Annotated in this window: 3 protein-coding genes; all 3 read left to right on the forward strand. The window is 58.1% G+C overall.

Features of this window, described 5'->3' with window-relative positions; all coding sequences use genetic code 11:
• Window positions 1-956 (forward strand): integrase core domain-containing protein (locus tag JNL55_RS30945; protein WP_293863636.1); only part of this gene is annotated, 956 nt, incomplete at its 5' end.
• Between the two features lie 661 nt (window positions 957-1617).
• Window positions 1618-2196 carry an RNA polymerase sigma factor gene (locus JNL55_RS30950; RefSeq protein WP_293863638.1) on the forward strand — a complete coding sequence of 193 codons (579 nt, stop codon included), beginning with the start codon at window positions 1618-1620 and terminating at the stop codon, window positions 2194-2196.
• A partial coding sequence (locus tag JNL55_RS30955; protein ID WP_293863640.1) for a FecR/PupR family sigma factor regulator occupies window positions 2183-2615 on the forward strand: 433 nt, incomplete at its 3' end. The genes JNL55_RS30950 and JNL55_RS30955, both read left to right, overlap by 14 nt.

A 2615-nucleotide genomic window follows, 5' to 3' on the forward strand; every position in this document is an offset into this window, starting at 1 on the left:
CCGGCGCGCGGCTTGATCTCACCGATGCCGAACGCCGTCGACTTGCGCGCAGAGCGTACGCGTTGGGGCGCAAAGCGCTTAGCGAGTTCGACACATTAGTTACGCCGGACACGCTGATGAGGTGGTATCGAACATTGGTCGCACAGAAATGGACGTACACCCACCGCCGTAGACCTGGTCGCCCTCGAACGATGCAGGTGATCGTCCAGCTCATTGTTCGAATGGCGCTGGAGAATCGGTCTTGGGGCTACACGCGAATTCAAGGCGCGCTGGCGAACTTAGGGCATGACGTTAGCCGCGGGACGATCGCGAATGTACTGGGCGAACAGGGCATGAACCCGACACCCGAACGAGGAAAGCGCACGTCGTGGTCGACCTTTCTCAAGGCGCATTGGTACTGCATCGCGGCCACGGACTTCTTCACGGTCGAGGTCCTCACGCTGCGCGGTTTGGTTACGTACTACATCCTTTTTGTGCTCGACTTGGCCAGTCAAGAAGTGAAGATTGCGGGAGTCACCTCTCGGCTAGGCGAGGTCTGGATGATGCAGATGGTGCGCAAGCTCACCGATGCCGAGGAGCCCTTCCTTCGGCACACGCGGTCCCTGATCATGGACCGAGATACGAAATATTCTGCAGTCCTCCGCGTGGCACTGACCCGGGAGAGAATCGAGCCGATCCGACTGCTGCCGCGATCACCAACTTTGAACGCGTATGCGGAGAGATTCGTACGCTCGGTAAAGACGGCGTGTACCGGGCGGATGGTCTTCTTCAGCAGATCATCGCTTGAGCGCGCGTTGACGCAGTACGTGGCGCACTACCACGAAGGGCGTAATCATAAGGGACTGAACAATCGCCTCCTGAAAGATTCCAATCTCCCTATCTATCGAGGTGGTCAAGTAGAGCGCCGGGAGAGACTCGGTGGAATGCTCCACTTCTACTATCGAGAAGCGACGTGACACCTGAATTTTTGGACACTACGGCGGGGCGTGCTGAGGCGTGGGAGCTGCCGCTGATCAAGAAGCTCGTTGATTCTCGCTGCTAGAAATATTCTTGTTGTCTGGCGTTCGGTGGCATCTCGTGCATTTCCGCCTGGCTGGGTTCGGCGCGTGCCGCGTGAGGAGGGGAGTGTCATCGAAGTTCCCTCTGGCTTACAACGTAAAGCGCATGGCAAACATCACGGTAGTGGTTGTTAGCTGAAAATCCTGCGAGGTAAAAGTCCTTCGATGTATCGAATATCACTAATCCCAGGGGCGAGGATAGCCGCCGGTCAGGGCATCCCGATAAGAATTGCCGGGTTCGCAGGTCCCGATGCGATGACCAAGCTTGCCGATCTGGCTGAGTCCAGCGGCGCGGTGCTTTGACAGTCACATTGAGTGTGCTCTAGCACTGGGATGGTGGGACTGGCCTCGTGCCACGGTGCTGCTGATGACGCGCTACAAGCCGTCAAGTTCTTTACGTCACGTCTCGATGGTTAGCATGCGAGGCCGAAACGGAAGCTTCGACGCTAAGACGCTTGAGTTCAAGAAATCACGTAGCTCAGCACCAATCTTTTCTTTGGACTATTCAGGTCATGCAAGGACTCGTGTCTTTGGGGCTTTGCTAGCGTAAATTGCGTCAATGAGCGACTCTTTAGACGATTGGTTCCGGCGTGAGATTCTGGTGCATGAGGCGTCTCTGAAGACGTACCTGCGTCGCATCTGGCGCTCTCCTCAGGACATAGATGACTTGCGCCAAGAGATCTACGTCAGGGTTTACGAGGCGGCTGCGAGAGGTCGCCCCGTGTCGCCAAAGGCGTTCCTGTTCGCTACCGGTCATCACCTGGTGGTGAGTCGATTCAGAAGAACACGCGTGGTGTCGATCGAGTCCGTCGGTGATTTCGAGGACGCAATCGCGACCCGAGATGAGCTGTCTCCTGAAAGACGGCTCGATTCGAGACAGCAGCTGCGACGACTGGCTGATGTATTGAATAGCTTGCCGCCGCGATGTAGGCAGGTGATCTGGCTGCGCAAGATCGACGCATTGTCCCAGAAGGAAGTCGCCGAACGCTTGGGAATCAGCGTGCGTACTGTTGAATGTCACATCCGCACGGGCATGAGGCTGCTCGCGGCCGGATTCCTCGGACAGAGTGCGATCGCTGCACTGACTGAGGACGATGCCCCACAAATCGATGCCGAGGATCAGCATGGAAAGCGCTAAACAGATCGAGCTGCGGGCCGCCGATTGGCTGGCTCGTCGCGATAGCGGCGATTGGACTGACGCCGATCAGTCGCAACTTCAGACTTGGCTTGAGCAAGCCACGGCGCATCGGATCGCCTATCTGCGCCTGGAGACCGTATGGATCGAATCGCAACGCCTCGTGGCGCTAGCAGCCGGGCTGCCGCCCGGTTCTGGCGAGGCGAATGGCTGGACGCTGCCGCTGTTCGAACCGCCGTCGTCGGGCGAGGATGTGGAAGGCTTGGTAAGCGAGTCAATCGAACCGGCGCTGCCTATGACTCAGGCGCAACGCTACGGCCGCCCACGTGTTTCTCGACACCTGACGCTGGCGGCCAGCGTTTTGGTTGTTGTAGGCGTCGGCTACCTCGGATGGCAGACGTTGTTCGCTGCCGATCCGTACG

Origin of the sequence: Steroidobacter sp., from assembly GCF_016790065.1 — a bacterium.
In the GTDB taxonomy this organism is placed as follows: domain Bacteria; phylum Pseudomonadota; class Gammaproteobacteria; order Steroidobacterales; family Steroidobacteraceae; genus Steroidobacter.